The 25,907-nt window shown below is 50.6% G+C and carries 24 protein-coding genes and 1 pseudogene; 13 read left to right on the forward strand and 12 right to left on the reverse strand.

The window, feature by feature from the left end; genetic code table 11:
* Nucleotides 1–12: 12 nt before the first annotated feature.
* From ACQY8X_RS11525 to ACQY8X_RS11535, 3 genes are all read left to right on the forward strand, one after another.
* Nucleotides 13–1,188, forward strand: a complete 1,176-nt coding sequence (locus ACQY8X_RS11525) for a vWA domain-containing protein (RefSeq protein WP_428035291.1) — start codon at nt 13–15, stop codon at nt 1,186–1,188.
* Nucleotides 1,163–1,741 carry a hypothetical protein gene (locus ACQY8X_RS11530; protein ID WP_428035292.1) on the forward strand — a complete coding sequence of 193 codons (579 nt, stop codon included), beginning with the start codon at nt 1,163–1,165 and terminating at the stop codon, nt 1,739–1,741. The genes ACQY8X_RS11525 and ACQY8X_RS11530 overlap by 26 nt, the downstream gene beginning before the upstream one ends.
* Before the next feature lie 255 nt (nt 1,742–1,996).
* A complete protein-coding gene (locus ACQY8X_RS11535; protein ID WP_428035293.1) occupies nt 1,997–2,422 on the forward strand; it encodes a hypothetical protein in 426 nt (141 codons plus the stop codon).
* 365 nt (nt 2,423–2,787) lie between these two features.
* Here ACQY8X_RS11535 and ACQY8X_RS11540 read toward each other — a convergent pair whose 3' ends face one another.
* The 11 genes and pseudogenes from ACQY8X_RS11540 to ACQY8X_RS11590 all read right to left on the reverse strand — a co-directional run bounded on the left by ACQY8X_RS11540 (nt 2,788) and on the right by ACQY8X_RS11590 (nt 13,013).
* Nucleotides 2,788–3,081 carry a HigA family addiction module antitoxin gene (locus ACQY8X_RS11540; RefSeq protein WP_428035294.1) on the reverse strand — a complete coding sequence of 98 codons (294 nt, stop codon included), beginning with the start codon at nt 3,079–3,081 and terminating at the stop codon, nt 2,788–2,790.
* Nucleotides 3,081–3,275: pseudogene (locus ACQY8X_RS11545) on the reverse strand (type II toxin-antitoxin system RelE/ParE family toxin); the annotation flags it as partial. The gene ACQY8X_RS11540 and the pseudogene ACQY8X_RS11545, both read right to left, overlap by 1 nt.
* Nucleotides 3,276–3,570: 295 nt before the next feature.
* Nucleotides 3,571–3,852 carry a hypothetical protein gene (locus ACQY8X_RS11550; protein ID WP_428035295.1) on the reverse strand — a complete coding sequence of 94 codons (282 nt, stop codon included), beginning with the start codon at nt 3,850–3,852 and terminating at the stop codon, nt 3,571–3,573.
* A gap of 174 nt (nt 3,853–4,026) precedes the next feature.
* Nucleotides 4,027–4,557 (reverse strand): hypothetical protein, encoded by a 531-nt coding sequence (locus ACQY8X_RS11555; RefSeq protein WP_428035296.1) that lies wholly within the window; start codon nt 4,555–4,557, stop codon nt 4,027–4,029.
* Nucleotides 4,558–4,919: 362 nt separating this feature from the next.
* Nucleotides 4,920–5,837 carry a hypothetical protein gene (locus ACQY8X_RS11560; RefSeq protein WP_428035297.1) on the reverse strand — a complete coding sequence of 306 codons (918 nt, stop codon included), beginning with the start codon at nt 5,835–5,837 and terminating at the stop codon, nt 4,920–4,922.
* 345 nt (nt 5,838–6,182) lie between these two features.
* Complete coding sequence (locus ACQY8X_RS11565) at nt 6,183–7,286, reverse strand: hypothetical protein (protein WP_428035298.1); 1,104 nt, start codon at nt 7,284–7,286, stop codon at nt 6,183–6,185.
* Between the two features lie 599 nt (nt 7,287–7,885).
* Nucleotides 7,886–8,740 carry a 3-hydroxybutyryl-CoA dehydrogenase gene (locus ACQY8X_RS11570; RefSeq protein WP_428035299.1) on the reverse strand — a complete coding sequence of 285 codons (855 nt, stop codon included), beginning with the start codon at nt 8,738–8,740 and terminating at the stop codon, nt 7,886–7,888.
* A gap of 149 nt (nt 8,741–8,889) precedes the next feature.
* Nucleotides 8,890–10,197, reverse strand: a complete 1,308-nt coding sequence (locus tag ACQY8X_RS11575; RefSeq protein ID WP_428035300.1) for a uracil-xanthine permease family protein — start codon at nt 10,195–10,197, stop codon at nt 8,890–8,892.
* 12 nt (nt 10,198–10,209) lie between these two features.
* The gene (gene upp / locus ACQY8X_RS11580) at nt 10,210–10,836 is read right to left on the reverse strand and encodes a uracil phosphoribosyltransferase (protein ID WP_428035301.1); all 627 of its coding nucleotides are present in this window, start codon (nt 10,834–10,836) and stop codon (nt 10,210–10,212) included.
* A 294-nt stretch (nt 10,837–11,130) separates the two neighbouring features.
* Nucleotides 11,131–11,895, reverse strand: coding sequence for a ParA family protein (locus ACQY8X_RS11585; protein WP_428035302.1), 765 nt, complete (start codon nt 11,893–11,895; stop codon nt 11,131–11,133).
* Nucleotides 11,896–11,969: 74 nt separating this feature from the next.
* Nucleotides 11,970–13,013 (reverse strand): DUF2333 family protein, encoded by a 1,044-nt coding sequence (locus ACQY8X_RS11590; protein ID WP_428035303.1) that lies wholly within the window; start codon nt 13,011–13,013, stop codon nt 11,970–11,972.
* 360 nt (nt 13,014–13,373) lie between these two features.
* Between ACQY8X_RS11590 and aroQ the strand changes: the two genes are divergently transcribed.
* The 10 genes from aroQ (at nt 13,374) to ACQY8X_RS11640 (ending at nt 24,325) form a co-directional block, all read left to right on the forward strand.
* Complete coding sequence (aroQ, locus tag ACQY8X_RS11595; RefSeq protein WP_428035304.1) at nt 13,374–13,817, forward strand: type II 3-dehydroquinate dehydratase; 444 nt, start codon at nt 13,374–13,376, stop codon at nt 13,815–13,817.
* A gap of 29 nt (nt 13,818–13,846) precedes the next feature.
* Nucleotides 13,847–14,287 (forward strand): acetyl-CoA carboxylase biotin carboxyl carrier protein, encoded by a 441-nt coding sequence (gene accB, locus ACQY8X_RS11600; RefSeq protein ID WP_428035305.1) that lies wholly within the window; start codon nt 13,847–13,849, stop codon nt 14,285–14,287.
* A gap of 25 nt (nt 14,288–14,312) precedes the next feature.
* Nucleotides 14,313–15,656, forward strand: a complete 1,344-nt coding sequence (accC, locus tag ACQY8X_RS11605; protein WP_428035306.1) for an acetyl-CoA carboxylase biotin carboxylase subunit — start codon at nt 14,313–14,315, stop codon at nt 15,654–15,656.
* A 105-nt stretch (nt 15,657–15,761) separates the two neighbouring features.
* Complete coding sequence (gene prmA, locus ACQY8X_RS11610; protein ID WP_428035307.1) at nt 15,762–16,655, forward strand: 50S ribosomal protein L11 methyltransferase; 894 nt, start codon at nt 15,762–15,764, stop codon at nt 16,653–16,655.
* 12 nt (nt 16,656–16,667) lie between these two features.
* The gene (locus ACQY8X_RS11615) at nt 16,668–18,203 is read left to right on the forward strand and encodes a DUF3426 domain-containing protein (RefSeq protein ID WP_428035308.1); all 1,536 of its coding nucleotides are present in this window, start codon (nt 16,668–16,670) and stop codon (nt 18,201–18,203) included.
* Nucleotides 18,204–18,435: 232 nt separating this feature from the next.
* Nucleotides 18,436–19,440, forward strand: coding sequence for a tRNA dihydrouridine synthase DusB (gene dusB, locus ACQY8X_RS11620; RefSeq protein WP_428035309.1), 1,005 nt, complete (start codon nt 18,436–18,438; stop codon nt 19,438–19,440).
* A 23-nt stretch (nt 19,441–19,463) separates the two neighbouring features.
* Nucleotides 19,464–19,754 (forward strand): DNA-binding transcriptional regulator Fis, encoded by a 291-nt coding sequence (gene fis, locus ACQY8X_RS11625; RefSeq protein ID WP_296056583.1) that lies wholly within the window; start codon nt 19,464–19,466, stop codon nt 19,752–19,754.
* 38 nt (nt 19,755–19,792) lie between these two features.
* On the forward strand, nt 19,793–21,376 hold the full coding sequence (gene purH / locus ACQY8X_RS11630) for a bifunctional phosphoribosylaminoimidazolecarboxamide formyltransferase/IMP cyclohydrolase (protein ID WP_428035310.1): 1,584 nt from the start codon (nt 19,793–19,795) through the stop codon (nt 21,374–21,376).
* Between the two features lie 72 nt (nt 21,377–21,448).
* Nucleotides 21,449–22,732 carry a phosphoribosylamine--glycine ligase gene (purD, locus tag ACQY8X_RS11635; RefSeq protein WP_428035311.1) on the forward strand — a complete coding sequence of 428 codons (1,284 nt, stop codon included), beginning with the start codon at nt 21,449–21,451 and terminating at the stop codon, nt 22,730–22,732.
* Nucleotides 22,733–22,906: 174 nt separating this feature from the next.
* Complete coding sequence (locus ACQY8X_RS11640) at nt 22,907–24,325, forward strand: L,D-transpeptidase Cds6 family protein (protein WP_428035312.1); 1,419 nt, start codon at nt 22,907–22,909, stop codon at nt 24,323–24,325.
* A gap of 97 nt (nt 24,326–24,422) precedes the next feature.
* On the opposite strand, the gene ACQY8X_RS11645 is transcribed toward ACQY8X_RS11640, so the two are convergent.
* Nucleotides 24,423–25,646, reverse strand: coding sequence for a L,D-transpeptidase family protein (locus tag ACQY8X_RS11645; protein ID WP_428035313.1), 1,224 nt, complete (start codon nt 25,644–25,646; stop codon nt 24,423–24,425).
* Nucleotides 25,647–25,907: the final 261 nt, after the last annotated feature.

Here is a 25,907-nt window from a genome sequence, read left to right on the forward strand (position 1 = left end):
CCGGAGTCACTGATGCTAGTCGATTTCTTCTACACCCTGCGCAAGGCACAGGTGCCGGTCTCAATCAAAGAGCTGCTGACCCTGCTGGAAGCACTGGAAAGACATCTCGCCTTTGCCAGCTGGGATGATTTTTACCTGCTGGCCCGCACCTGTCTGGTGAAAGATGAGAAATATTTCGACCGCTTTGATCTGGCTTTCGGCTACTACTTTAAAGGGCTGGCCGAACTGCCCGACCCGTTCAACAACTTCGTTCCGGAACAGTGGCTGGAATCTGACTTTATCAAAAGCCTGACTGACGAAGAGAAGGCTGAGATCGAAAAGCTCGGCGGTCTGGATAAGCTGATGGAGACCCTGGCCAAACGCTTTGAAGAGCAGAAAAAGCGCCACGCAGGGGGCAGCAAATGGATCGGCACCGGCGGCACCTCACCGTTCGGTCATAGCGGTTACAACCCGGAAGGGGTGCGTATCGGCGGCGAAAGCAAACATAAACGTGCGGTAAAGGTGTGGGAGAAACGTCAGTTCCGCGATCTCGATGACAGCGTCGAACTGGGCACCCGTAATCTTAAAGTTGCCCTGCGCAAACTACGAAAATTCGCCCGCACCGGTGCCGCCGACGAGCTGGATCTGGATGACACCATCCGCTCCACCGCCAACAATGCTGGACTGCTGGATCTGAAGATGGTGCCGGAACGGCATAATGCCGCCAAAGTCCTGCTTTTCTTCGATGTCGGCGGCTCAATGGACCCGTATATCCGCCAGTGTGAACAGCTGTTCTCCGCCGCCCGCACCGAGTTTAAACATCTGGAATACTTCTATTTCCATAACTGTGTTTACGAACGGGTGTGGAAAGACAATAAACGCCGCTGGAATGAACATATCGACACCTTCGACCTGCTGCACACCTATGGCCGGGACTACCGGGTTATATTTGTCGGCGATGCGGCGATGGCCCCCTACGAAGTCTCCGAGCGCTATGGCAGTGTCGAGCACCGCAACCCTGAGCCGGGCAGTGTCTGGCTGCAACGCATTCTCGATACCTGGGACAAAGCGATCTGGCTCAACCCCAGCCACTCGCGCTACTGGGACTACACCGCCAGCACCCAGATGATCAAAAATATTATGGATAACAAGATGTACCCCCTGACCCTTGAGGGGCTGGAGGATGGCATTCGCTATCTGTCAAAGTAACCGGCCTGACCCGGTGTTATGCACCACTGAGCAGAGCCGCTTTGCTATAGATGAACCCCGAAGGAGCCACCCATTGAAAAACACCACCACGACTTTTCTGCTATCCATCGGCTGCGCCGCCATGCTCTCCCTGCCCCTACAGGCCAGCGCTCAGGATTTATCAACCGGCTCTGCCGTCAAAGCCTTTCGCGACCTGAGCACCTGTTTTATCGATTCCCTCACCGGTAAAGAGCGCAAAGAGTTGGTTAAGTGGATCTACTTTTCAATGTCCGCGCAACCGGAACTGGAATCCTACGCCAATATATCCCGAGGCGAGCGGCAGAACTCCGATAAGACCGTTGGCAATCTGATCACCCGACTGTTTTCTGAAGACTGCCCCAACGAAGCAAAAGCCGCCCTTAAGGCAGACCCACAGGCCCTGAAGAATGCCTTCGAGATGATCGGCAAAGTCGCTATACAGGATATCCTGTCAGACAAAAAAGTCAGAGCCAGCGTGAATAACTATGGACGGTTTGTTGATCAGGAGAAGATTAAAGGGGTGTTTGTGGAGTAGGCCGTGTAAGGCTGTTGAGTATAAGAGCTTATGCACCACAGAGAACACAGAGGGCACTGAGGTAACAGCCAGAGCGGAGGGTTTCAGGGAGAAGAAATATATCTGCTCCCATATTATTTTGCTAAATCAGTTGCTCTGGTCCTATCGATTAGTAGTCCCACATAAGTTGTTTGGCAGGCGATTGTTCAACCACACTGTAAATATGGTGTATAAATTGCTTTAAATTGAAGGCATAACTTTTATGGATGAAGATAAATGGCCTCTATTAACATCAACGATGCAATTGCAGTCCCCTTAAATCCCAAGAATCGACTATCGAAAAATGACCTCCCTACAGAAATTCGGGAACAACTGAGTATTAAACTTCCAAGTCTTCCTACGCCAGAAGAAAGGCAAGCTCAGACAGACTATCAAAATTCAATACCTCAAACGACTGTTATAGAGAACAATGGTGAGATTCTGGCTGCTTTTGGTGATAATGGCTGGAAGACAGTGTTCAGTAATAACGATGTGTTTGGACAGAACCTATCTGAAACTGAAATTCTGAATATCTTTAAAAATAAATATGGAGGATCCCTTAGTATAAGAAAATACTCCCCGGAAAATGCGCCTACAATGGGGGAAATTCATGAGATGAAATACGGGCGTCCTTTAACACCTAAAATCGATTATTTGGTTTAAATATATTGCGGCAATAGGTTGCCTTATTACGGAATATTATTGCCTGCCTGGACTATCGCCGTCGTGGTTGAGCTCCCCGTTACCGAAGCGACCCCACACAGATCCGGACGGTCGGAAGAAATATATCTACACCCTTATTGTTTTGCTAAATCAATTGGTCTGATCCTACCGATTCCATTAGCTTTAAGAGCGTATGCACCACAGAGAACACAGAGGGCACCGAGATAAAAGAAAGAGCAGAAGGTTTTTAACTCGTTCCCACGCTCCCGCGTGGGAATGTATACCTTACAACGATGCAATCCATTGTCAGCGAGATATAAATACCTCTAGCTTTAATCAAGGTATTTGACCCCCTTTAGCTTTGGTTATGCAGCGGTCAGCTCGACTTTTTGAACTCTATCCAGTTGAATGCGCTTATTGGCATGCCATAAATCATAGGCATCCTGCATTGCAAGCCAGCTCTCTGGAGTGCGCCCCAGAGCTTTCGATAACCTCAGTGCCATTTCTGGGCTGATGCCACTCTGCTGTTTCAGGATGCGATTTAATGTGGACGGTGAAACATCTAACTGCTGCGCCAGATAGCGACAGCTTAGCCCAAAGGGCTCCATATAAGTGGCAAAGATGAACTCACCGGGATGTGGGGGGTTATACATAGCCATTAGTGATAATCCTCATACTCAAGCAGATACACATGTCCATCGCGAAACTCAAACGTCAATCGCCAGTTGCCGCTAACTGAAATCGCCCAAATACCTTTATGGTCACCTTTCATTGGATGGAGTTTGTATCCAGGAATGTCGAGATCTGAGACTTCCAGCGCAGTATCCAAAGCCACCAGCTGCATACGCAGGCGATTGGCATGCTTCGCCTAAATACCGCGTATGCTGCCGGTTTCGTAGTAAAGCCTCAGTCCCTTGTGCTTGAAAGTCTTAATCATGGCCTATAGTGTAGCGCGTTGCGCAACAGCGTCAAGCTACATATCGCTAAACCAGTTAATATCGCTAAACCAGTTAACCAAGGGAGTCGAACTGATTGTTCTGAGCCTATTGGTGCTAAAGAGCTTTGACCCAGCGTATGCACCACAGAGAACACTGAGGGCACCGAGATAAAAGAAAGAGCAGAACGTTTAAATCCCCCCTCTATTATCTTTAATAGATAACCAAAATGAACATTATCACCATTAAAACAAACAGACCAAGGAGCTGTTTTCTAGACGCATCTTTATAGTTAGCTCTATCTTCTTCTGTATGTTGAGACAGCTGTATTTTTACCGTATCCCTGATATACGCACCCAGGAACAGAAGAACAGTCACCAGAACGAGCCATGGAAGATACTGGAATAAAAGCACCACCAGCGCCAGATAGGGTATCCCCATTGCGGCAAAAAGCCCTGCCGCCAACAACCCAGGCGTAGGATGTTTCCGAACCACTGACTTACCGCATAATATACAGTTGGCAGGGATAATCTCAGAACAGGCCAGATTACTTAAGAATCCTAATTTGTGCGTGCATCTATTCATTTACAGATATATCACCATTACTACCCGCAGCCATGAGGTTGATAGTCTTCATTTGATACTCAACATATCCGAATCCATGATTCGCTAAATTGCATCTGCAACAGGCTGCTTATTGAAGAAATACACTAAGTTCTCAACTATATTGGCGTTGCCAAAGTATGGATTCACTTCAGCATCATCAAGGCTGCGACCGGTACGAAAAGCTATCTCTTCCAAGATATCGTACTCAAAGTCTTCGTCGTCTATTTTCAGGTCTGAAAAAACGTCATCATTAGGTAGGACAGGAAGCTCTATCTCGTATGATTTCAGATAATTCTGAAGCTGTTCATAGACTGCACGTATAACCCAAGTATCAACTTGCTTACAGTCAAAATGCCGAGAAAACTCGCATATCGAGTAGCCTTCCCGACTTACGAGCAGATCTTTAAAATACCTTTTCCTCTTTCTATGTTCCTTATAAAAAAATAGAGCTATGAAAGGTAAAACTATCAACAAGAGAGGAACAGACCAAAACAGCCAAGCAAAGAAGGAGGAAATAACACCTATAACTACCCAGCCCAGAGCACCTGTTGGCTGACAGACATTTTTAGGCATAAATCGAGAAGCTTTCTTCATACTTCCTCGCATATCCCAACACTACCAGCAAAGCGAGTCCAACTGACTTGTTGGCGAATGTTTCTGGCCTTGTTATGCATTTTGCCTACTGTTCCAAAAGTTTAAAATATGCAGCAGAATACTAATTAATATTCCACCAACAACCCCAACAGTAACGAACCAGCTCGCCCACAGAATACATAGAGCCATCCAATCTACGAATCCATCACAATAAAATTTGCACTGAGTATTATGTTGCCATCCGATATAGCACATTACACAGCCAACCAATACTCCAACCACTGCGCTAATTTTAAATCCTTTTAGTATTGTCTTCATTTCTTCTGTACCGCTCGCGTAATAGGCGCGAGCTTGCAAGCGTCCTAATTGACGCGCTTGTAAAGTTTTTCATTGATCACTAACCTCAATTGATTGAAATCATGCTTGCCTTTCTGATCAAGATAATTCAAGTACTCTACCGCATGATATCCATTGTAAGGTTTATCTGGCTTATTAACTCTCTGACCAATATCGGCACCCGACTCAATTAGCAGCGCCGCATAACGGGGATTATTGAATAGAATGGCTTGATGTATAGGTGCCAAACCATCATAACCTTCGGTTAATGATGCTCCGCGATTAATTACTTCCTTTAAATTACTGTATTGTCGCTCAATTACTTCTTCACTACCAAAATCTAGAGTGCTACCTATATAAAAGACAATAGGCATATTACATAGATCTAACCTTTCAGAAAACATTCCGCATTCGTTATAGAGTTCAGGATGGTTTATAAATAACCACGAAGCAATTACAGGACTAATAAAGCCTCCATCTTTCGTATAGGGATTGAAAGAGAAATCTTTAGATTCAATTGAAGACAGAATAATTAAGCCTCTTGCGTCTGTACCAAACAAAAATGCTTGCCATAGAGCTGGGGTTAATGTTGCAAAAAATATCAATCCCAATTGCGTTTTTCGAAACACCTTTCGAACAAAAAAGGAATAAATAAAACCCCCAGATAACAACCCCAAAATGCTTGCAAATATTGAGATTGCCACGAAATCTTCAAATTGAGATTTTTCCCACTGATTGATCAATTTAAGCTTTTTCTCAACTTTGATAAGCTCCTTGTCAATTTCATTCTGTGAGGCACCACTTTCGAGCAACTCTGAATGTTTTTCTTCCTTAGCTTCAGCAATAGCAGACTCCATTGTAGAGTCGCTAGCCAACAAAATTACGTTCGCCAGCGTCACACTAATTACAATACAAATCACTACAATTTTAAGGAAAGTTGGCATTAGTACACGTTGTCTCGGAAACTTAACAGCTAGTTATAGCACCCTTTGGCACTATAACTCTGGAAACCAGACAGCCAAAAAGTCACGTTTATTGAAAATAATCAGCAGGATAGCTACAACAAGAGGAGGTTTTCTACAGATGAATACTGCCTGTAAAAGCCGCGTCCCTGCTTTCATACTGGCTTCAGCATAAGCCCAGCGTTCATTAAAATCAAAACGTTAAATCGCCAGCGTCCGTTTTCCTGGCTTTTTCTAGCGAGTCGCGAAGCGACGTTCTAGCGGCTAGCTAGCGGCGAAGCCGCGGTCTGGGTTATTCAGGGCCGTTCGCCCTGAATAACCCCTCTTTTAAACAACCATATCGATCTGCTGCAATGTCCCGACCTCGCCGTTTTCACTGAAATAGACACCACTGTTTCTGACGGTGCCGTTGTGCTGATTGTCCTCCCCTTTGATATCAAAAGGAGTCGCGCTGGCGCCCAGATAGATCGCACCGATATCCCGGTCTTTCAGCGTTTCCAGAGAGTCCGTATCTGCTGTTTTATTCCAGATAAGCAACTGATCAAAGATTGAGTCGGCTTCGTCGATATAGCCATTACCATCCTCATCGTAGTCGGCCAGTTCGGCAAAGCCATCACCGGTGCGGGCGCCAAACAGCTCTGATCCATCATTGATGATGCCATCATTGTTGCGATCCAGCGCCAGCATGCCGCTGTTTCCGGTGAGATAACTGATCAGCTCTTTATCGCCATCGGCATCCAGATCGAACTCAAATTTGTCATTGCTGAGATCCGCATAGTTACCTTCAAAGTTAAGGATTAGCGGGTCTGTGAATACTAACTCCTGGGTCTCTTTATATTCCCGGGTAGCACTATAATTACGCTCCATCTCCAGACTGAGATTAAAGTCAATTGACTGGCCATCAGCGGTGTTTACGGTGCCGCAGCTGTTGAAGCGGGTGCACTCATACTCTTCAACTGTTTCGCTGACATTGAGCTGCAGCCTTAACATCCGGGGCTTTAGCTCGACAGAGGGGCTATCCCCAGATAGCTCTGCAAACCTGAACGCTGCGGAATCCATCTGTGATAAAGGCTGTGGCAAAAGCTGAGGCAGAGGCTGTGACGGAAAGTCAGGCTGAATCGCCTTTAACAGACTTTGCCAGAGCCGTGCCTGAGTAATATTTTCCTGGTTCTGATAATCATCGCCCTCCACTGTCTGAAAAAAACCACGAAAGGGGTTTATCGGTGATGCTGATCCGAACGACAACCGGTTCGCTGAGTCCGTGTCCGTTGCTGCTCCGTCTCCTACCACCTGCGACCGGGCTATCAGCGCTTCCAGTTGTGCAACAAACTGGCTGCCCTGCCCTCTGTCATCCAGACTGCGGGTAATCCCCCGGAACTCTGATTTCTCATGTTCAACACTCATGTTTATATAACTACTGTTTATAATCATGCTCTTACTCCTTTTTCAGGCAATAAACCCCCGGGCCGCCTATTTTAAACAGGCAGTTATCCATTTATTCAGGGCGTAAAAATCCCGCTCAGGCATTCAGCCAAGCTGTCAATCACGGGCATCATTGAATGAGGAACAGAGTTGCCGCTATAGCTCTGATTTTTTGGCCACAGCCAACCCTACCGGACAGATAATCCAGTAAACGGTTCCTCCTCAGACAAACGCTGTTGGTTAAAAATTCACGATTGTTTTATCTCGCCGATAGTTCCCCCCATCTATAACTATCTGAAACCCAAGCTGTTATTGGCCGATAGCCCAGCCGCAGCAGACACTCGCTGGCCGTCAGACTGTTCATTTCAGCCATAACAAAGCAGCGTTTCAGTCGTTAGCTGTTAATTCAGTAACCTTAGCAACAGCAAGAAACGGGCCTGATTAATACCGAGAGACACAGGGAGAAAACAAAATGGGATAACTCAGGAAGAGAGGTTCGATAACATTCAGATAACGATGCCTGTAAAAGGATCTGTTATGAGGGGTAACAGGTTAAATAAAAAAGCGCCCTGAGCGGGCGCTTTTATCCAGTCAGCAACCTTTAGCGATCAGCTGTCATACTGATAAAAACCGCGTCCGCTCTTGCGGCCCAGATAGCCGGCATCGACCATCTGTACCAGCAGCGGACAGGGACGGTATTTAGAATCTTTAAAGTTATCGTAGAGCACTTCCATAATGCTCAGACAGGTATCCAGGCCGATCAGATCTGCCAGCGCCAGCGGCCCCATTGGGTGGCTCATACCCAGTTTCATCACCGTATCGATCTCTTCCGCTGACGCCAGGTTTTCATAGCGACAGAACACCGCTTCGTTGATCATCGGCATCAGAATACGGTTGGAGACAAACCCCGGTGCATCATTCACATCCACCGGAACTTTAGCCATATCCAGCGACAGCTGTTTAACCGCATCAAATACAGCATCATCGGTTTGCAGGGCGCGGATAATCTCCACCAGCTGCATCATCGGTACCGGGTTCATAAAATGCATGCCGATCACGTTACCGGGACGGGAGGTAACCGCCGCTAACCGGGTAATGGAGATCGACGAGGTATTGGTGGCCAGAATTGCATCGGGTTTGCAGACTTCATCGAGTTTGCGGAAGATGTTTTTCTTAATCTCTTCATCTTCACTGGCCGCTTCAACCACAATATCCGCCGCAGCCATCGCGGCCATATCGGTGGTTTGTTGGATACGCGCCAGCGCCTGATCCGCTTCGCTCTGCGTCAGCTTCTCTTTCTTTACCATCCGCGCCAGACTGGCACTGATAGCCCCAACACCCCGCGTCAACGCAGCATCATTGAGATCATAAAGTAGCACATCAAAACCGGAGACTGCCGCCACCTGAGCGATACCACCGCCCATCTGACCTGCACCCACCACACCAAAGCTGTTAATCGTCATTTCAGGTTATCCTCTTCAAATCAGCCGACAGTGTTCCATCATTGCCCGATAAATTCAACAAAAAATAAGGGTATACCCCTATATCAGCTTGAAGCAAAATAAAACCGGCCTGAGCCGGTTTTAAGCTGCACTGCTAAACAGTGAGGTGATTATTTGCCGTGATCCACCAGATCATCCACTACGGCCTGCTCTTCGTGCAGATCATAGGCGGGTTTAGCCCCCGGTAATATCAGGTTAAGTAGTATTGCGACAACACCACACAGACTAACCCCCTGCATACTGAATTCGCCTTTACCGATCACCATCCCACCAATACCAAATACCAGGGTGGTGGCGACAATAACCAGATTACGCTGCTCCGCCAGATCAACTTTCGCTTTGATCAGGGTGTTAAGACCCACTGCAGCGATGGAGCCAAACAACAGAATCAGGATACCGCCCATCACCGGAGAGGGAATGGTTTGCAGCAGAATGCCAAACTTGGCGACAAAGGCCAGCAGAATAGCAAACACCGCCGCCCACACCATAATCCTCGGATTAAATGAACGGGTCAGCATGACCGCGCCGGTCACTTCGGAATAGGTGGTATTGGGTGGACCGCCAAACAGCGCTGCAACCGACGTTGCCAGACCATCACCAAACAGGGTGCGGTGCAGGCCGGGTTTCTTAATGTAGTCTTTGCCGGTCACATGACCAATCGCCAGCACATCTCCCACATGTTCAACTGCGGGTGCAATTGCCACCGGCACCATAAACAGAATCGCCTGCCAGTTAAGTTCTGGGAAGACAAATGCAGGCACGGCAATAAAGGCCGCATCGGCCACAATCTGATAGTTCACCATGCCATAAAAATTCGCCAGGATATAACCAACCACCACCCCGGCCAGGATCGGCAGCAGACGAAAGATCCCTTTACCAATACTCGCCACCAGCAGTGTGGTCAGCAGTGCCGACATCGATACAACCATCGAGTCAAAGTAGGGAAACAGCTCAACGCTGCCATCACCCGCTTTGCCCATCGCCATATTCACCGCCACCGGCGCCAGCCCCAGACCGATCACCATAATCACCGGACCAACCACCACCGGCGGCAATAAGCGGTGGAGAAACCCCACGCCACGCAGTTTCACACCCAGAGCCAGCAGCATATACACCAGTCCGGCACAGAACAGTGCCCCCAGTGTTGCCGACATACCCCAGGTTTTAGTGCTGTAAATAATCGGCGCGATAAAAGCAAAAGAGGACGCCAGAAACACCGGCACCTGACCTTTAGTCACAAACTGGAATAACAGGGTTCCTAAACCCGCGGTAAACAGTGCCACGCTCGGGTCCATGCCGGTGAGCAGCGGCATCAATACCAGCGCCCCAAAGGCAACAAACAACATCTGCGAACCCGCTAACACCGTACGCCATAACGGTTCGCTACCATCCAGCGTTTCATGCCTATTTGATTTCATCTCTGATGCCTTTTACTTAGTGCCAAAAATCTTATCACCGGCATCGCCCAGGCCCGGAATAATATAGCCATTCTCATTCAGATGACTGTCCACCGCTGCAGCATACAGCTCAACATCGGGATGTGCTTCGTTGACCGCTTTAATCCCTTCGGGGGCAGCCACCAGCACCAGCGCCTTAATATCGTGACAGCCGGATTTTTTTAACATATCAATCGTGGCGTTCATTGACCCCCCGGTGGCCAGCATCGGATCGATCACCAGCGCCAGACGCTCTTCCATATCACTGGTCAGCCGCTCAAAATAGGTGACCGGCTGCAGCGTTTCTTCATCACGATACAAGCCAACCACACTGATCTTAGCGCTGGGAATCAGATCAAGCACACCATCCAGCATGCCAATACCGGCACGCAAAATCGGCACAACGGTGACTTTCTTACCCTTGATCTGCTCGCCGGTCATCTCGCCGCACCAGCCTTCAAACTGGTAGGTTTCAGTTTTCAGATCCTTGGTTGCTTCATAGGTCAACAGCGCACCGACCTCTGCCGCCAGCTGCCGGAACGCCCGGGTGCTGATATCAGCAGCCCGCATCAGGCTGATTTTGTGTTTTACCAAAGGGTGGTTGATCTCATGAATCTGCATCAGGGAGTCTCTCTTAAAGCAGCGGTGAACTGAAGCCTCAACCGTTGGCAGCTCACTAATACCTTGTTGCTGATAGCTGCCAGCGGACTAAGTCCTAAAATTTAAAACATGATACCCCGAGCTAGGCAGAAAGTCTTAGACCCGAGTCAGAAAAATCGATCCGCTGATACGCTCTTGCATCTCCCACTACAAACCCAAAAAAACGCACTTCAAAAGTGCGTTTCAGATGTAATAGCCGAATCACACTGTCGGTAAACTGCCAGTGAGATTCGAATACTCAGATGCCTGACCCGGTTAGCCATGCAACTCGTCATACAGCGCCAGATATTCCAGTGTCAGCTTATGCTTCGGCGCAAAGTATATCAGCGGCATACTCTCATTATGAGACTCCTTCATCTTCACCGATGAGGAGATCATCGCGTTAAGCACAGGCAGGTTGTCCTCTTTCAGCATATCAACAATGGTTTTCGAGGCATTAGCACGGGGCTGATACTGGTTAACCACAATACCTTCGATGGTTAACTTGTCGTTGTGGTCCTGCTGCGTCTCTTGCACGTTGTACATCAGGCTGTAGAGCGCTTGTCTGGAGAACTCATCACAGTCAAACGGAATCAGACAGCTATCCGCAGTGCAGAGGGCCGACAGCGTATAGAAGTTGAATGCCGGTGGCGTATCAATATAGATCGCATCATATTGATCCAGATTAAGTAGCGCATCCCGCAGCTTATAGATCTTATGCTTGGCTTCCAGCTTGGCATGCAGATCACCCAGCTCAGGGCTTGAAGGCAACAGATCCAGATTTTCATACACGGTGGGGTGGATAAAATCGGTAATCTCTTTCGGCCGCACCTGAAAGCTCAGAGTCTGCTCAAAAAAATCTTTGATATCACCGACCGTATCGTTAACCAGTTCGCCCAGCAGATAGTGACTGGTATTACATTGCGGGTCCATATCCACCACCAGCGTACGCTTACCTTTGCTGGCGCTGATCGCCGCCAGGTTGGTACTGATACTGGACTTACCCACACCACCTTTCTGATTAAAGACCACCCGGATCATACAGTTTCCTTCGATAAGCGCTTACGGCAAGCGGTTGAATAATATTTCTGAGTAACACTTAACCCTGTGCTGACTTAACCCTGTTCTAACAGCGTCCGCAGATCGATTATGGCGGCGTTGGCACGGGAGATATAAGAGGCCATCACCAGCGAGTGATTCGCCAACAAGCCAAATTCATTACCATTCATAATCATCGGGCTCCACACCGTTCCCTGGGTTGCTTCCAGTTCGCGGATAATCTGCCGCAGGCTGATCAGCGCATTTTTCTTCTCTAATGCGTCAGCGAAATCAACCTCAACCGCCTGCAACAGGTGGATCAGCGCCCAGGCTGTGCCCCGGGCTTCATAAAACACATCATCGATCTCCAGCCAGCCGGTTTTCACTTCCAGTTCGGCGGCATTATCGGTGGACTGCCGGGCGGTCGATTCGCCCGCCAGATCGGTATTCACCCGCTTCTGCCCCACACTGGCACTGAGACGCTGCGACAGGCTTCCGAGTCGGGTTGAAACATCCGCCAGCCAGCCGCGCAGGTTATCCGCACGGGCATAGAACTGGGCATTTTGCTGTGTTGGATCAGAGAGGCGCGCTTCATAGGCGCGCAGGTATTTCAGCGCTTTATTATACTCGCCCTCACTGGACGGTAGCAGCCAGCTATCATTATCGAAGTGCAACAACGGTTCCGCTTCTTTCAAATCCACGTCTTCGGTGGACTGCGACTGAGAACGGCTAAAATCTTTACGCATCGCCCGCGACATATCCCGCGCCTGCACCAGCACGCCAAACTCCCAGTTGGGGATATTATCCAGCCAGACACCCGGAGGGGTGCGGTCATTCGACAGATAACCTCCCGGTTTTTGCATCAATGTCTCGGTAATTTTAATCAGTGTAGAGACCGTTGCTGAACCGACAATCTCCTGCTCGGTGCCCTGCGCGGTCTGCACCACCACAGGTTTTACCACAAACGGAGCTGGCTCCTGACTCCACCAGATGCCTAATCCCAGGCTCACCAGCAGATAAACCCCCAGCAGAATCAATACAGGCCGTAAAAGTTTCACCCGTCCAACCGTCCCGGTCAGTTTATCCCAGAATGTGAACCACAACCGCTGTAACATTTCCATGGTATTTCCTTTAACGAGAAAGCGCTTATTGCACTGCAATATGTCCGATTTGTCACAGCGGGTCAATGCTGACCCTGCTGTGAATGGTTGAACATTATAGTATCACTGATAGGCGTAGATTTAATCAGTGAATATATCTGTGCCCCCGCCCTGAAGAATGACAACTGTGCACCCCTGTACAAGTGCCTTACCAGTATGTCGTTAAAGCAAACTATGATCAGAAACCTGGCATAACGTCGGGAAAACTGATGATAAAACACATTAAGTCGTAAAGCTGTTTACACTGTTTCCCTTTTCCGGCAAACTACGCTACTTTTATACCCATCGGACGCGATCCTGCGTCATACAGGCTAATATTTAATGGCTAAGATACTGCTTCTTAACGGTCCAAACCTCAATCTGCTCGGCACTCGCGAGCCGGAGGTTTACGGTGCTGATACTCTGCAGGATGTTACCGAACGCCTTACCACCCTTGCTCAGCAAGCGGGTCACCAGATTGAGTGCCTGCAAAGTAATGCGGAGCATGTTCTGATTGAACGGATCCATCAGGCCCGTGTCGAACAGGTGGATTTTATACTGATCAACCCGGCTGCATTCACTCATACCAGTGTTGCGCTGCGCGATGCACTCCTGGGCGTATCGATCCCTTTTATAGAGATCCATATCTCCAATGTGCACGCCCGTGAAACGTTTCGTCACCACTCCTATCTGTCGGATGTGGCGGTGGGTGTTATCTGCGGTCTGGGCGTCCAGGGTTATGAATTTGCATTACAGTCCGCTATTAGCCGGATTGAAAAACTTTAACATCTGACTTTATAGAGAATTTCATCAGTATGGATATTCGCAAAGTAAAAAAACTGATTGAGCTGTTGGAAGAATCAAACATCAATGAGATTGAGATTCATGAAGGCGAAGAGTCTGTACGTATCAGCCGTGGCTCTACTGTTGTTGCAGCGCCACCACAGTATGCAGCTCCCGCTCCGGTTGCTGCCCCGGTAGCCGTTGCAGCTCCGGTTGCTGAAGCAGCGCCTGTGAACAGCGGTCACGCAGTTCTGTCTCCGATGGTAGGTACGTTCTACCGCTCGCCATCCCCTACTTCACCTGCATTTATTGAAGTAGGCCAGACGGTTAAAGTCGGCGACCCAATCTGCATCGTAGAAGCGATGAAGATGATGAACCAGATCGAATCTGACAAGGCCGGTGTTGTCGAAGCAATTCTGGTAGAAGACGGTCAGCCGGTTGAGTTTGATCAGCCACTGGTAATCATCGTTTAAGCTATCCACCAGACAGGTTCACAACATGCTAGAAAAAGTTGTTATTGCCAACCGGGGTGAAATCGCACTGCGTATACTCCGGGCGTGTAAAGAGCTGGGCATCAAAACAGTTGCAATCCACTCAACAGCGGACCGTGATCTGATGCATGTTCGCCTTGCTGACGAAGCCGTCTGTATCGGCCCACCACCCTCAGCGCAAAGCTACCTGAATATCCCTGCCATTATCGCAGCAGCAGAAGTGACCGACGCTATGGGCATCCACCCGGGTTACGGTTTTCTGGCAGAAAATGCTGACTTTGCCGAGCGGGTCGAGAAAAGTGGCTTCGCCTTTATCGGCCCCAAAGCGGAAACTATCCGCATCATGGGAGATAAGGTCGCCGCTATCGAAGCGATGAAAAAAGCCGGTGTACCAACCGTACCAGGGTCGGATGGCGCATTACCCGAGGACAACGATTTCATCCTCGAGGTTGCGCGCAGAATTGGTTACCCGGTAATCATCAAAGCCGCCGCTGGTGGTGGTGGCCGGGGTATGCGCGTAGTCCACAGTGAAGCCAGCCTGCTGAACGCAGTCTATGTGACCAAAGCCGAAGCGAAAGCTGCATTTGGTGATGAAACGGTCTACATGGAGAAGTTTCTCGAAAACCCTCGCCATGTTGAAGTTCAGGTGCTGTCTGACGGCCAGGGCAATGCTATCCACCTGTATGACCGCGACTGCTCCATGCAGCGCCGTCACCAGAAGGTTGTTGAAGAAGCTCCCGCGCCACACCTCGACCCTGACGCCCGCGCCAAAGTCTTAAAGAGCTGTGTCGATGCCTGTATTGCGATCAACTATCGCGGTGCCGGTACCTTCGAGTTCCTTTACGAAGATGGCAACTTCTACTTCATCGAGATGAACACCCGGGTTCAGGTAGAACACCCGGTATCGGAGATGGTTACCGGTATTGATATCGTCAAAGAGCAGTTACGTATCGCTTCAGGCATGCCGCTGTCCTTTAAACAGGAAGACGTCAGACTCCTGGGCCACTCCATCGAGTGCCGTATTAACGCTGAAGATCCAAAAACCTTTATGCCCAGCCCAGGCACCGTTAACCACTTCCATGCCCCAGGAGGCATCGGCGTGCGGGTGGATTCACACCTGTACAACGGCTATACCGTGCCACCACACTATGATTCACTGATCGCCAAGCTAATCACCTACGGTGAGGACCGGGCTACCGCGTTGCGCCGCATGGAGATCGCTCTGGATGAGATGGTCGTTGAGGGCATTCGCTGCAATATCCCGCTGCACCAGACAATCGTTCGTGACTCGAATTTCGCCAAAGGTGGAGTCAACATCCACTATCTGGAAAAGAAACTGGGTCTGGACTGATTCTGAAACACAGCATAAGCTTTAAAAGGCCTCCCTATGGAGGCTTTTTTTCGTTTGTTGCTCTTGCTATAAAGACTACCTATCGTTGGTTACAAGGAAAATAAGATGCCCTGGTTACAGATCAAACTGGATGTCCTGCCTGATAATGCTGAACAGTATGAAGACCTGCTGCTCGCGGCTGGCTGTGCCGCCGTCACCCTTCAGGATCGTGAAGACACACCGATCTTTGAACCAGACCTGGGAACCACCCCCCTGTGGAGCAATACCGTGCTCACCGGGTTGTTCTCTGCAGATCACGACCTGGATGCCACCCAGACTTTTCTGCATGAATCTCATGCACAGCTGTTTCCTAACACCCCCTTTCCAAAGATGAAAACCGAGATTCTGGAAGACAAAGACTGGGAACGGGAGTGGATGGATAACTACCACCCGATGAAATTCGGCAACCGTCTGTGGGTTTGCCCCAGCTGGAAAGCAGCCCCCGAACCCGATGCTGTCAATCTGCTGCTGGATCCGGGTCTGGCATTTGGGACCGGAACCCACCCCACCACCGCCCTCTGTCTGGAGTTTCTCGACTCCCTGCAACTGGATAACAAACAGGTGGTCGATTATGGCTGCGGCTCGGGTATTCTGGGTATCGCGGCCCTGCTACTCGGCGCAAACCATGTTACCGCTGTGGATATAGACCCTCAGGCACTCGATGCCAGCCTGGATAACCTGCAACGCAATAATCTGCCCAAAGAGCGTCTACAGGTCTATTTCCCCGAAAGAGCGCCGCAGGAACAGGCCGACCTGGTAGTGGCCAACATTCTTGCCGGACCTCTGGTACAACTCGCCCCTACACTGACATCGCTGTGCAAATCCGGTGGTCAACTGGTTCTTTCCGGACTACTGGCAGATCAGGAAGCAGAGCTGCGCGCCGCTTACAGTGACGCCTTTGAGCTTGATCCGGTAACGGAAAAAGAGGGCTGGATTCGTATCACCGGCATTAAGCGCTAACAGACCGTTAACATGAGCCACAACATCATCACCGAATGCCCCGCCTGTCATACGCAGTTTCAGGTGACTCAGGGACAGTTGAAAATTGCCAACGGCAAGGTGCGTTGTGGCGCATGCCTCGAAGTATTTAATGCACAGGTGTATCGCTGTGATGATCTTGATGAGCCGGTAAACGGGCCTCAGGATGAGTCGTTTGAGGGGCCGCCCGACGAGCTTACAGAGTCATTCGAACAGCCATTTCAACACGCTGCCGGGCTAAATCAGCAACATAAAGACCCCCTCTTTGATGAGATTGAGATCCCCCCCTTCAGCCCGCCTGTGCGACCGGCGATGGGGTTTGACAAGCGCTATGCTGAACCAATAGCAGAGCCAACTTACGCTCAACACACCAAACAACAACTCCCCGTGCAACTGCCCGGACAGCTCAGCCGAATGACCGCTCAACGGGCGCCTGAGCCGCAATCCAGTTCAGTCGATGAAGCGCCCCCACAACCGTTTTTCCAACCACCGTCTGAACCGTTGTATCAACCGCCCACAGCGCCGCAAACAGAACCACAGAACCAAACCCACCCAGAACACCAGCCCGAACCCGACGAGCCCCTATGGCAGACTGACACAGACTTAACCGCAGCGCAGCCCAAGGAGGTTGAGCAGCAGGAACAGCAGACCCAACCGGCCAATCACGCTGAACCGAACCTTGATCAACCCGTCAGTGAACTGTTACTGGGCATCCCCCCCACGGAATCAGCGGAAACATTGCAACAAATCGCCCTGCCTGACCTGCAATCGGCACCACCGCCTGAAGCCGAGCCAGCGTTACAAGCGGAACAACAGCCTGAACAGGTGACGGAGTTGCACTCAGCAACGCAGGCCGCACCAGAACCAGAACCAGAACCAGAACCAGAGTCAGAGTCAGAGTCAGACACTACGCCATTATCAACCTCGCCAGCCACAACGCCCAGGCCGATTGTCAACACGACCCGTTCCGCCAACCGGCCGGTTACCCCATTTCGCGCCGAGCCGGTGATGATCCGCACGACCCGGGAAAAGCCCCGTTCCCAAACCGGCTGGGTTGTACTATCGCTAGTGGCAATACTATTGCTGGCTGGCCAATACCTCTGGTTTAACCGCCAGCAACTCAGCAGCGATACCCAACTGACACCGATCTATTCACTGGCGTGCCAGCACCTGCCCTGCAATCTGGATACACCGATCATGCTGGAGCAGATCAGCACCCGCAAACTGACCATCTTGCAACATCCCGATTATCAGGGAACTCTGAGCGTCAACCTGTTACTGGAAAATCAGGCAAGCATTGCGCAACCCTTTCCGGCAATTCAGCTATCGTTCTCCGACCGGCTGGGCAAGCTGATCGGCCAACGTCTGTTTCAACCCGCAGACTACCTCGATACAGCCCCCAACAGCACCACAAAGATGCCCGGCAGGCAAACGGTTGAGATACACTTCGACATTCTCGATCCCGGTCGCCGGGCACTCAGCTATGAGATCGCTTTAAAGGCGCCAACGCACCAAAACAAAGGGCTGTAAGCGTTTAAACAGTGCTATCAGATCGCCCCAGACAATTGTTTTGAACCTGGCTCTTCACAGTTTCTGATCATTTTGTAGCACATTTTGCAACAATAATATGATCAAAAAACCATCAAAAAGTCCTTGGCCCTCCCCCCCTGAAAGAGTATTATTGTCCGCCTTCCAAGCAGCGGTACCGCGGTTATCATTTTGATAGCCACAGACAGCTATTACTCTAAATTCGGGGTTGGCCATGTTTCAAATCGGACAGCACACCATTGACAGTCAGGTTATCCTGGCACCGATGGCCGGTGTAACCGACCTGCCTTTTCGCCAGTTGTGTAAACGACTGGGGGCGGGCATGGTGGTTTCTGAGATGGTCACCGCAGACACCCGTCTCTGGCACACCCGAAAATCCAGTCAGCGTTTACAGAAAGACCAGAATGACAGTCTCAATGTCGTCCAGATCGCCGGTGGTGATCCTGAGATGATGGCTGAGGCTGCCCGGGTCAATGCTGCCAATGGTGCCCATATTATTGATATCAATATGGGATGCCCGGCAAAAAAAGTCTGTAACAAAGCCGCTGGTTCTGCTCTGTTGAAAGATGAAAAGCTGGTCAGAGAGATTCTTCAGGCCACCGTCGCTGCCGTTGAGCTGCCGGTAACACTGAAGATCCGTACCGGCTGGGATAGCCAAAACCGCAATGGCGAAAGCATTGCACGGATTGCAGAAGATGCCGGTATTCAGGCCCTTGCGGTACATGGCCGCACCCGGGCTTGTGGCTATAAGGGTGATGCCGAGTATGACACCATCGCCCGTATTCGCCAGGCAATCGATATCCCCCTGTTTGCCAACGGTGATATCTGCTCTGCGGAAAAAGCCCGTCAGGTACTGGATTACACTGGCGCAGATGCGGTGATGCTGGGCCGAACCGCTCAGGGTAATCCATGGATTTTTCGTGAGATAAATCATTACCTTTCAACTGGCAAAGTGCTACCCTCCCCGACCGCTGAAGAGGTCCGGGATACTCTGTTAGAACATCTGCAGGCGCTATATCGTTTTTATGGTGACTATGCAGGCATTCGTATTGCCCGCAAACATGTCGGCTGGTACATGAAGCACCGACAGGGTTCAGAACGACGCCAAAACTCAGACAGTTTCAGAAATGAGTTTAATCAGATAGAAGAAACCGAACTTCAGCTAAGTGCAATCCGATCATTTTTCATCGCGTCGGACAAGGCAGACGCTGCTGCCTGAATATCGGTTCAATTTTTAGGTTAATGCAAGTGGATAACAAAACATTGAATACACAAGTAACACAACTAGAAAACATCGACGTGCAGGAACGCACTCTGCGGGACAGTGTGCAGGTCTCTATGCATAACTATTTTCGCCAACTTGATGGTCAGCCTGTCACTGATGTGTATCAGATGGTACTGGCAGAGATTGAAGCCCCACTGTTTGAAGCCGTTATGACTTACACCCGGGACAATCAGACCAAAGCTTCTGAACTTCTGGGTCTAAACCGAGGCACCCTGCGCAAGAAACTGAAGCAGTACGGCTTGCTGTAAACGATTATTTTTTTAACTTAAATTCAGAAGACTAAACCATGGCAGAGCAGAAAATCACTCCGGTCCGTCGCGCACTGATCAGTGTGTCTGATAAATCCGGTATCGTTGAATTCGCCCAGGCACTGAGCCAGCGCGGTGTTGAGATCCTGTCCACCGGCGGCACCTACAAGCTGCTGAAAGAAAGCAACATTCCGGCTATTGAAGTGTCTGACTACACCGGTTTTCCGGAAATGATGGATGGTCGTGTTAAGACCCTGCACCCGAAAGTACACGGCGGCATTCTGGGTCGTCGCGGTATTGACGATGACATCATGAACGAGCACGGTATCACCCCGATCGACATGGTGGTGGTTAACCTCTACCCGTTCCAACAGACTATTGCCCGTCCGGACTGCGATCTGCCGCTGGCCATTGAGAACATCGACATTGGTGGCCCAACCATGGTTCGCTCTGCTGCGAAAAACCATAAAGATGTCGCCATCGTGGTGTCTGCTGACAACTATAACCGTATCATCGCGGAAATGGATGAGCACCTGGGGCTGACTCACCCAACCCGTTTTGACCTGGCGGTTCAGGCGTTCGAACACACCGCCGCCTATGATGGCATGATTGCGAACTACCTTGGCGCTATTACCGATGGTAGCGTCGATGAACCGGCTGACTTCCCACGCACCTTTAACACCCAGTTTGTTAAAGCGCAGGAGATGCGTTACGGCGAGAACCCGCATCAGAAAGCCGCTTTCTATGTAGAAGCCAGCCCTTCTGAAGCCAGTGTTTCCACTGCCCGGCAGTTGCAGGGCAAAGCGCTGTCTTTCAATAACGTTGCTGACACCGATGCCGCGCTGGAATGTGTCAAACCGTTCCAGGAAGCAGCCTGCGTAATTGTTAAGCACGCCAACCCATGTGGCGTAGCCATTGGCGCAAACATTCTGGAAGCATACAACAAAGCGTTCCAGACCGACCCGACCTCTGCGTTTGGCGGTATCATCGCCTTTAACCGCGAGCTGGATGCGACCACCGCCCAGGCGATTGTTGAACGTCAGTTTGTTGAAGTCATTATCGCACCAACAGTGACTCAGGAAGCCTCTGATATCGTTGCCAGCAAACCCAACGTGCGCCTGCTGGCCTGCGGTGAGTGGTCGGCTGAGCGGGCCAAGCGTTTTGATTACAAACGCGTTAATGGTGGCCTGCTGGTTCAGGATCAGGACCTGGGCATGGTGGATGTCAGCGAACTGAAAGTGGTGACCACACTGCAACCAACCGAACAGGAGATCCGCGATCTGTTGTTCTGCTGGGAAGTGGCTAAGTTTGTTAAGTCCAATGCCATTGTCTATGCCAAAAACGGCCAGACTATCGGCATCGGTGCGGGCCAGATGAGCCGCGTATACAGTGCGAAAATCGCCGGTATCAAAGCCGCTGACGAGGGCCTGGAAGTGAAAGGCTCGGTGATGGCCTCCGACGCCTTCTTCCCGTTCCGCGACGGCATCGATGCCGCTGCAGCGGCCGGCATTAAAGCGATCATCCAGCCCGGTGGTTCAATGCGCGATCAGGAAGTGATCGACGCGGCCAACGAGCATGGCATGGCGATGGTATTCACCGGTATGCGCCACTTCCGCCACTAACAATATCAACCGCAAAGAGCCAGTTTCACTGGCTCTTCTGCTGTTAGTCGATGACAGAATTAAGGTAGAGATATGAACGTATTAGTGATTGGCTCCGGCGGCCGCGAACACGCCCTCGCATGGCAGGCAGCCAAAGACAGCCAGGTTAACAAAGTGTATGTTGCACCAGGCAACGCTGGCACCGCCCTCGAACCAAAGCTGGAAAACGTCGCTATCGATGCGCAAGACCAGGATGCTCTGGTAGCATTTGCCCAACAGAACAGCATCGCCCTGACAATAGTCGGGCCGGAAGCTCCATTGGTTGAAGGTATTGTTGACCGCTTCACCCGTGAAGGTCTGCGCTGCTTTGGCCCGTCACAGGGCGCCGCCCAGCTGGAAGGATCTAAAGCGTTCACCAAAGACTTTCTGGAACGCCAGCAGATTCCCACCGGTAGCTACCAGAACTTTACCGAAATTGAACCCGCCCTTGCCTATCTGCGCGAGAAAGGCGCCCCCATCGTTGTTAAAGCCGATGGCCTGGCGGCGGGTAAAGGGGTTATCGTGGCGATGACGCTGCAGGAAGCTGAAGCAGCAGTAGAAGATATGCTCGCCGGTAATGCCTTCGGTGATGCAGGCAGCCGGGTGGTAATCGAGGAGTTTCTCGATGGCGAGGAAGCCAGCTTTATCGTCATGGTTGACGGTACTAACGTACTGCCGATGGCGACCAGCCAGGACCATAAACGGGTCGGTAACGGCGACACGGGTCTGAACACCGGCGGCATGGGTGCGTACTCTCCCGCACCGGTTGTTACACCAGAGATCGACCAGCGGATTATGGACGAAGTCATTCTGCCCACCGTTAAGGGGATGGCGGAGGAAGGTAATACCTATGTGGGCTTCCTCTATGCCGGCCTGATGATTATGGCCGACGGTTCTCCGAAAGTTATCGAATACAACTGCCGTTTCGGCGATCCCGAAACTCAGCCCATCATGCTGCGACTGAAATCCAGCATTGTGGAGCTCTGTAATGCCGCGCTGGATGGTAAGCTGGATCAGACCACTGCTGAGTGGGATTCACGTAGTGCTGTCGGCGTGGTTCTGGCCGCTGGCGGTTATCCGGGCGATTACGCCAAAGGGGACCCGATCACCCTGCCACAACAGGTTGCCGGGGACACCAAAGTGTTCCATGCCGGGACAGCCGAAAAAGAGGGGCAGGTGGTCACCAATGGTGGCCGGGTACTTTGTGCTACCGCCCTGGGTAACAGCGTCACCGAAGCGCAGCAACGCGCCTATGAACTGGTTAAGCAGATCGACTGGAACGGCGTCTACTACCGTGATGACATTGCATACCGGGCGATCGCCCGGGAACAGCAGTAAGCTCACAACTCAGCCTGGCAACAGTCACCCTGGGTGACTGTTGCCAGGTATGTTCCTCTGCGTTTTTTATATAAATTGTTTGATATTCATGGGCTTTCTCATAGCCTTTTTCCAGTTATAATCGCCAGTCACCAATGCTATTAGTGTCTGATTAATCCTGAATGGAAACTCCCGATGACAAAGAACGGTACCCGTCAAATACGTTCAGCTAAGACCCGCAAACTGACTCTGGCAGTAGCGATAGGGTTGCTGACCGGTTCACTGTCGGCCAGTGCAGCCGGACAACCGGACAGTTTTTGTCAGAGCGCTGGTGAAAAAAATGCCTACGACTGTGCTAAAGCTGAAATATTTCAGGCCAAACAGTCCGACATTGATGCCAAACTGCAAGAGCTGAATCGTTGGATGGCCGACGAACAACAGTCCCAACGCACTACACTGGCGAAACCCGATCAGCCGGAATCAGATAAGCTGCGGGAAAAGATACAGTTTAATGCCAAGCTGCTGGCCAGCGAGCTGAAACAGGCGAAAAAACTCCAGAGTAAGGGCGACCTGAAAGGCGCATTCAACCGGGTCAATGATTACCTGGTAAGCAATCCGAAAGACCCGAACGGCTGGTTGCTCTACGGAATCTCACTGATCAATCAGAATAAGCTGGATGAGGCAGCTGATATCTTCAGTAAGCTGATCCATCTCTACCCGGACTCACCTGAACCCTATAACAACCTGGCGGTGGTTTACGCCCGTAAAGGTGACAATGAGAAAGCGGTCGACACCCTGTTAAAAGCGTTTGAGACCCACCCCAGTTATGCCCAGGTGCAGACCAACCTGAAAGCGGTCTACGCGACGCTGGCAACCCAGGCCTACAACCGGGCGCTGAATCTGGATAATGGCAACAAGACGCCACGGGCCGATCTGGGGGTGCTTGATCAGGTATACCAGCCCGTTGCACCACAGACAATGCTGGCAGCTGCAACACCGGTAGCGACTCTGCCGCCGCAAACAGTCGCAGCGGCTGAAGTAGCCGTGGCAACACCGCCTGGGACAAGCGATCAATTAGTTATTGAGGAACGGGATCAGTCCACTGGCATCGTCCCGTCCCCGCAGGATACAGCCCCTGCAGCTGAATCTCACACCACAGATCTGGCCGCTAACGACAAAGAGCCAGCAGCAGAAAACACTGACGTAGCAGCAGAAACGACAAAGGCAGAGGTTGCAGAGGTCAAACCGGCTGCCGGGCCGGTTCTGAATGAAGCGGTGAAAGCTGAGATACTGAAGGTGATCACCAACTGGGCCGCGTCATGGGCAGCAAAAGATGTTCCTGCCTATCTGGATTTTTACACTGAGGAATACACCCCTGGGGCTGACATTACACACAAGCAGTGGGTATGGGGTCGTCAGGTCCGGCTGAACAAACCGGCGTTCATTAAGGTTGATATCTCCGATATCTCCCTGGCTGAAGCGGGCGACGGTAAGGTACGTTCGGTGTTCCTGCAGAAATACCAATCCGACACCTATCAGGATGAGGTTTATAAAACTCTGACCCTGACCCAGGAAAACGGCCACTGGAAGATCTCGACAGAAACAACCCTGTAACGCGAAGCAAAAAAAAACCGCCAGCGGCGGTTTTTTTTATCGCTCTGCACCGGGGCTTCAAAGCAATATCTGAGGGTTGAACAGCGGTCAGTGAAAGTTAAGGCTTACCCTTCTTGGGCTCACCCTCATAGGCGATGCGCCACTGACCATTTTCATTAATCCAGTACTGCCGCTTCACACTACTATTGCTGTAATTATCGCTTTTATAGTTCTGTGTAAAGGTAGCAATAAACATATCCGGATTATCAGGGTGCTGATAGATACTCAGGTTTTCAATATCCACATGAATAAATGACTTGTTACTATTCACCCGTCGCTTGTGGTTAGCGAAACGCTTAAAGTCGACTTCACCGTTGTTAAACTGCTCTGAATAGTGGCTCAGATAGACTTCTGTATTGCGGCTTTCCCAGTCTTTGCGCCAGCCATCAACGACCTGAGCAAAGGCGTTCTGTTTCTGCTTCCAGCTGGCCTGATCGAGCCACTCAAAACCGGTGCCTATCAGTACCGGCGTTTCCCCCAGATCAACAATCCGGTCAAGCTCTGTGAAGTGATTATTACTCAGAGAAAGACAGCCCTCACTGGCCTGCGGTGCCCGGCTGAAGGTATCTTTGGGTGAGCCATGCACCCAGATGCCGCTGCCCGTATGGCCGAGACGCTGATCCCAGGCATTCGGATAGTTGATCGGTAATGCACCGGAGCCATACCGCGGTGGTAATTGCTCATCCGTCAGCCGACCGGTAGTGAAATAGACCCCAAGCGGCGTTTTCAGATCACCCCGGGTGCGCTTATCAACACCACCACGACCATAGGACACGTAGTAATCCCTGATCAGTTGTGGCACACCTTCATGGTTTTCAAACAGGTAGAGGCGGGACAGGCTGGTATCTACGACAATCACATGTTTCTGGTTGGGAGACATCTGCAGCAAACTGCTGGGAATCGTACCCGGCTGCGGCTTATAACGCTCCACACTCATACGGGCACGGGCTTCAGAGATCAGCCCCTGCAGCGCTTTCTGATCGGTCAGGTCATTATTGCCCATCGAGCTGATGGTACCTACCTGGGCCGCCATCAGATCGGCATAGATCAGTTGTGCCAGCTTAAAATCAGGTTGTTCTTTAATTAACGCCCGTAGTTTATCCATCGCCCCCGTCATCTGATTCTGTTGTAAATCTCCCAGGCTGGCGAGCAACAGGGTTTCCTGATCCAGATTCAAGGGCGCATCTTCAGCCTGAACACTGAACGGCAGTAAACCACACAGTGATATCAGCAATGCTCGCTTAAACGGCTTCACGACAGGAACAAAAGGGAGGCTTTTCATAACTCAGATTACAGACCTACGCTACGACAGAAACAGTACGTTAGCCGAATTATACCTATAAAGCTCGATTTTGCAGCTGTAATCTGGCCCCTCAGACAAATTTGCCCCCGTTTACAGCTGACACATGTCATAGATTGGGCTATATGATGAATAAAGCCCACAATTTAGCTAACATTCGTCGATGTTAATAACAAATAACGACTCATCCTCCCTCAGCTAGCAAGCTTTCAGACTAATTCAAGGAGATATTTTTATGAAAAA

The organism is Amphritea sp. (assembly GCF_050300915.1).
Lineage (GTDB): Bacteria > Pseudomonadota > Gammaproteobacteria > Pseudomonadales > Balneatricaceae > Amphritea.

Excerpts from the sequence above, each read along its gene's own strand:
- ACQY8X_RS11525 (WP_428035291.1), top strand. The coding sequence starts at position 13 with ATGCTAGTCGATTTCTTCTACACCCTGCGCAAGGCACAGGTGCCGGTC.
- ACQY8X_RS11530 (WP_428035292.1), top strand. The coding sequence starts at position 1,163 with ATGGCATTCGCTATCTGTCAAAGTAACCGGCCTGACCCGGTGTTATGC.
- ACQY8X_RS11535 (WP_428035293.1), top strand. The coding sequence starts at position 1,997 with ATGGCCTCTATTAACATCAACGATGCAATTGCAGTCCCCTTAAATCCC.
- ACQY8X_RS11540 (WP_428035294.1), bottom strand. The coding sequence starts at position 3,081 with ATGGCTATGTATAACCCCCCACATCCCGGTGAGTTCATCTTTGCCACT.
- ACQY8X_RS11555 (WP_428035296.1), bottom strand. The coding sequence starts at position 4,557 with ATGAAGAAAGCTTCTCGATTTATGCCTAAAAATGTCTGTCAGCCAACA.
- ACQY8X_RS11560 (WP_428035297.1), bottom strand. The coding sequence starts at position 5,837 with ATGCCAACTTTCCTTAAAATTGTAGTGATTTGTATTGTAATTAGTGTG.
- ACQY8X_RS11565 (WP_428035298.1), bottom strand. The coding sequence starts at position 7,286 with ATGATTATAAACAGTAGTTATATAAACATGAGTGTTGAACATGAGAAA.
- ACQY8X_RS11570 (WP_428035299.1), bottom strand. The coding sequence starts at position 8,740 with ATGACGATTAACAGCTTTGGTGTGGTGGGTGCAGGTCAGATGGGCGGT.
- ACQY8X_RS11575 (WP_428035300.1), bottom strand. The coding sequence starts at position 10,197 with ATGAAATCAAATAGGCATGAAACGCTGGATGGTAGCGAACCGTTATGG.
- upp (WP_428035301.1), bottom strand. The coding sequence starts at position 10,836 with ATGCAGATTCATGAGATCAACCACCCTTTGGTAAAACACAAAATCAGC.
- ACQY8X_RS11585 (WP_428035302.1), bottom strand. The coding sequence starts at position 11,895 with ATGATCCGGGTGGTCTTTAATCAGAAAGGTGGTGTGGGTAAGTCCAGT.
- ACQY8X_RS11590 (WP_428035303.1), bottom strand. The coding sequence starts at position 13,013 with ATGGAAATGTTACAGCGGTTGTGGTTCACATTCTGGGATAAACTGACC.
- aroQ (WP_428035304.1), top strand. The coding sequence starts at position 13,374 with ATGGCTAAGATACTGCTTCTTAACGGTCCAAACCTCAATCTGCTCGGC.
- accB (WP_428035305.1), top strand. The coding sequence starts at position 13,847 with ATGGATATTCGCAAAGTAAAAAAACTGATTGAGCTGTTGGAAGAATCA.
- accC (WP_428035306.1), top strand. The coding sequence starts at position 14,313 with ATGCTAGAAAAAGTTGTTATTGCCAACCGGGGTGAAATCGCACTGCGT.
- prmA (WP_428035307.1), top strand. The coding sequence starts at position 15,762 with ATGCCCTGGTTACAGATCAAACTGGATGTCCTGCCTGATAATGCTGAA.
- ACQY8X_RS11615 (WP_428035308.1), top strand. The coding sequence starts at position 16,668 with ATGAGCCACAACATCATCACCGAATGCCCCGCCTGTCATACGCAGTTT.
- dusB (WP_428035309.1), top strand. The coding sequence starts at position 18,436 with ATGTTTCAAATCGGACAGCACACCATTGACAGTCAGGTTATCCTGGCA.
- fis (WP_296056583.1), top strand. The coding sequence starts at position 19,464 with ATGCAAGTGGATAACAAAACATTGAATACACAAGTAACACAACTAGAA.
- purH (WP_428035310.1), top strand. The coding sequence starts at position 19,793 with ATGGCAGAGCAGAAAATCACTCCGGTCCGTCGCGCACTGATCAGTGTG.
- purD (WP_428035311.1), top strand. The coding sequence starts at position 21,449 with ATGAACGTATTAGTGATTGGCTCCGGCGGCCGCGAACACGCCCTCGCA.
- ACQY8X_RS11640 (WP_428035312.1), top strand. The coding sequence starts at position 22,907 with ATGACAAAGAACGGTACCCGTCAAATACGTTCAGCTAAGACCCGCAAA.
- ACQY8X_RS11645 (WP_428035313.1), bottom strand. The coding sequence starts at position 25,646 with ATGAAAAGCCTCCCTTTTGTTCCTGTCGTGAAGCCGTTTAAGCGAGCA.